Origin of the sequence: Mesorhizobium sp. M7A.F.Ca.ET.027.03.2.1, from assembly GCF_003999175.1 — a bacterium.
Taxonomy (GTDB): domain Bacteria; phylum Pseudomonadota; class Alphaproteobacteria; order Rhizobiales; family Rhizobiaceae; genus Mesorhizobium.
On record NZ_RZOM01000889.1, the window covers coordinates 1 to 2,606 of the forward strand.

A 2,606-nucleotide genomic window follows, 5' to 3' on the forward strand; every position below is an offset into this window, starting at 1 on the left:
GTCCATGATCACCCGCGGCGCCGTCGAAAAGAACACGAAGAAGGCGCCCATGGCGGCACTGAAGCCGAGCGTATACGCCCAGAAGGCGAAGCTGGAGAGAATGGGACGAAACGCCATTCGCCTGTCGTTGCCATTGGTGGGTCGTGTTTCATGCCATCTCGGCCATGCATTGAGGGTGGCGGCTACCGCCAGACCGCCGAGCGCCAGGAAGATCGCGCGCCAGCCGAGATTGTCGGCGATCAACGCACCGGCAATCGGCCCTAACGCCGGCACGAAGGCCAGCATCGAACTGAACAGGCCGTAGATGACGGCACTTTCAGGCCTCTGCGCATAGACGTCGCGAACCGTTGCAAAGGTCGCAACGAGAACGGCGGATGCACCGATGGCCTGCACGACCCGCAAGGCGACGAACACCATGGCCAGCGAGGTGCAGGCGAGCAGGGCGGAAGCGCCTGCAAACAAAAGCGCGCCGCCGATCAGCACCGGACGCCTGCCGATCCTGTCGGAAATCGGGCCGAAGACGATTTGGCCGAGCCCAAGACAGATCATGTAGAGGCTCAGCGTCAGTTGGATGACATCGGGCGATGTCTTGAGGATTCCCGGCATTGCCGGGACGATCGGGAGGTAGATATCCATGGCCAGCGAGGCCAGGATGTCGAAGGGCGCCATCAGCACCATGGCTGCTGGCAGGGAAGTGGTCCATGTCGGGTTTTTTGGACAAGGCATGATTGAACATCCGCTCAAATGGCTACATTTGGCGGCGATCTGCCGTTCGCATGAAGATGGGAAATGACGGGCCGCCGCAACAACGAAATGCTGTTGCGGCCTACTTGTCTGCTGACTTGCTGGTTCCCATAGTCGCTATCCCGGATCGCGCGGATATTCTCTCGACGCGCAGATCCGTCCCTTAGCAGCCGGAGGTTGTCCAGGCAACAGGATCAGCTTGGTCGCGCCATCGCTGCCTCGATCACCCTGAAAATCCGCTCGTCCGTGCATTGGGCGACGTTGAAGCGCAGGAAGCGGCTGGCCGTTCCAGACAGGCTGAATGCGTTGCCGGGCGCCAGCACGATGTTGTCGGCCAGCGCGCGGCGGGCCACTTCAGCCGCATCGACGCCATCCGGCAGGCTACACCACAGGAACAGGCCGGCCGGCTGGTCGATCCAAGGTGTGATGCCGATCGCCTTCAGGCGGGCGCCCGTCTCGCCCATGGCGCGCGCAAGCCGTGCGCGCAGCAAATCCATGTGCTTACGGTAGCTGCCGTCCTTCAGCAGGGTCAGCACCAGTTCGGCCGCAAGCCGGCCGCCGCCGAAGGTGGTGGCGATCTTCAGGTCGGTCAGGGGCTCGATCCAGCCGCGGGGGGCTGCGATGAAGCCGCAGCGAACCGACGCCGACAGCGTCTTGGAGAAGCTGCCGATGTGGACGACGCGGCTCAGGCCATCGAACGCCGCCAGCCTGGGGGCGGGCGCATGTTCGAAATCGGCGAAGATGTCGTCTTCGACGATGGTCAGATCCGACTGGTCGGCGAGCTTGAGCAGCCGATGGGCGGTGACTGGCGACAGCACCGCGCCGGTCGGGTTGTGGATGGCGGAATTGGTGATGTAGAGGCGCGGCCGATGCTCGGCCAGCGCCTGCGCGAACAGATCGATGTCCGGCCCCGACGGCGTGTAGGGAACGCTGACGACCTTGGCCCGGTGGGCGCGCAACAAAGCATGGAAGTTGAAGTAGCAGGGGTCGTCGACCAGCACGGTGTCGCCGGGCTCGATCAGGAACCGGCACAACAGGTCGATGGCCTGCGTGCCTGATTCCGTCAGCATGATCTGCTCGGGAGAGGCCTCGATGCCGTGCCCGGCCATACGCCGCGCCAGCAATTGCCGCAGCGGCGGCAGGCCGAGCGGCGTGCCGTAATCGGCCAGTGCGACATCGTCGGCACGCGCTACCGTGCGCAGTGCCCGGCGCAGACCTGCCTGCGGCATCCACGAGGCCGGCAGCCAGCCGCAGCCGGGTTTCAGCATGTCGTCGCCGGCCTCCAGGGACTGGCGTGAGATCCAGAGTGGATCGACCGCGCGGTCGAGGCGGGGGCCGATTTCGGCCAGCGACAGCGGCGCCAGCGAGCCGGCGGCATAGAAACCCGAGCCCGGCCGCGAGCGGATCACGCCTTCGGCGGCGAGCCGCTCATAGGCTTCGACCACGGTGGATTTGGACACTCGCATGGACTTGGCAAAGGCGCGGATCGACGGCAATTGCGCTCCCGGCGTCAGGCTGCGCGCCGCGATCCGCTGGCGGATCGTCGCCATGACACCTTCGACCAGCGTTCCGCTGCTCTCGCTTCCTGTGGTCTGTTTGTCCATCCGTACTGCTCGGCTAAGCATGACAGTTTTGCATAATTGTACCGCATTGTCTCTGGCGATACCACCGGCTCCGCGCGATACGGAGCCGACAAACGGAGCATACGATGGACAAGACCGCGAGCGGCTGGATGAATGGATTCATCGGCGTGTTGATCTTCAGCGGCTCGCTGCCGGCAACGCGCGTGGCGGTGAAGGATTTCGATCCGACATTCCTGACCTCGGCCCGGGCGGCGATTGCCGGACTGCTTGGCCTGGCAC

The 2,606-nt window shown here is 64.5% G+C and carries 2 protein-coding genes and 1 pseudogene; 1 reads left to right on the top strand and 2 read right to left on the bottom strand.

The annotated features are described in order from the left end of the window. Nucleotides 1-726, bottom strand: a 726-nt coding sequence (locus EN750_RS28500) for a Bcr/CflA family efflux MFS transporter (RefSeq protein ID WP_127398741.1), incomplete at its 3' end; no start/stop codon positions are given. A 212-nt stretch (nucleotides 727-938) separates the two neighbouring features. Then, entirely contained in the window at nucleotides 939-2,348 is a 1,410-nt protein-coding gene (locus EN750_RS28505; RefSeq protein WP_127398743.1) for a PLP-dependent aminotransferase family protein, read from the bottom strand. Nucleotides 2,349-2,452: 104 nt separating this feature from the next. On the opposite strand from EN750_RS28505, the pseudogene EN750_RS41025 reads away from it, so the two are divergent. Next, nucleotides 2,453-2,606 (top strand): annotated as a pseudogene (locus EN750_RS41025) (EamA/RhaT family transporter); the annotation flags it as partial.

What these genes read in the sequence shown, in the direction of transcription:
- EN750_RS28505 (WP_127398743.1), bottom strand. Translation starts at nt 2,348, where the DNA reads ATGGACAAACAGACCACAGGAAGCGAGAGCAGCGGAACGCTGGTCGAA.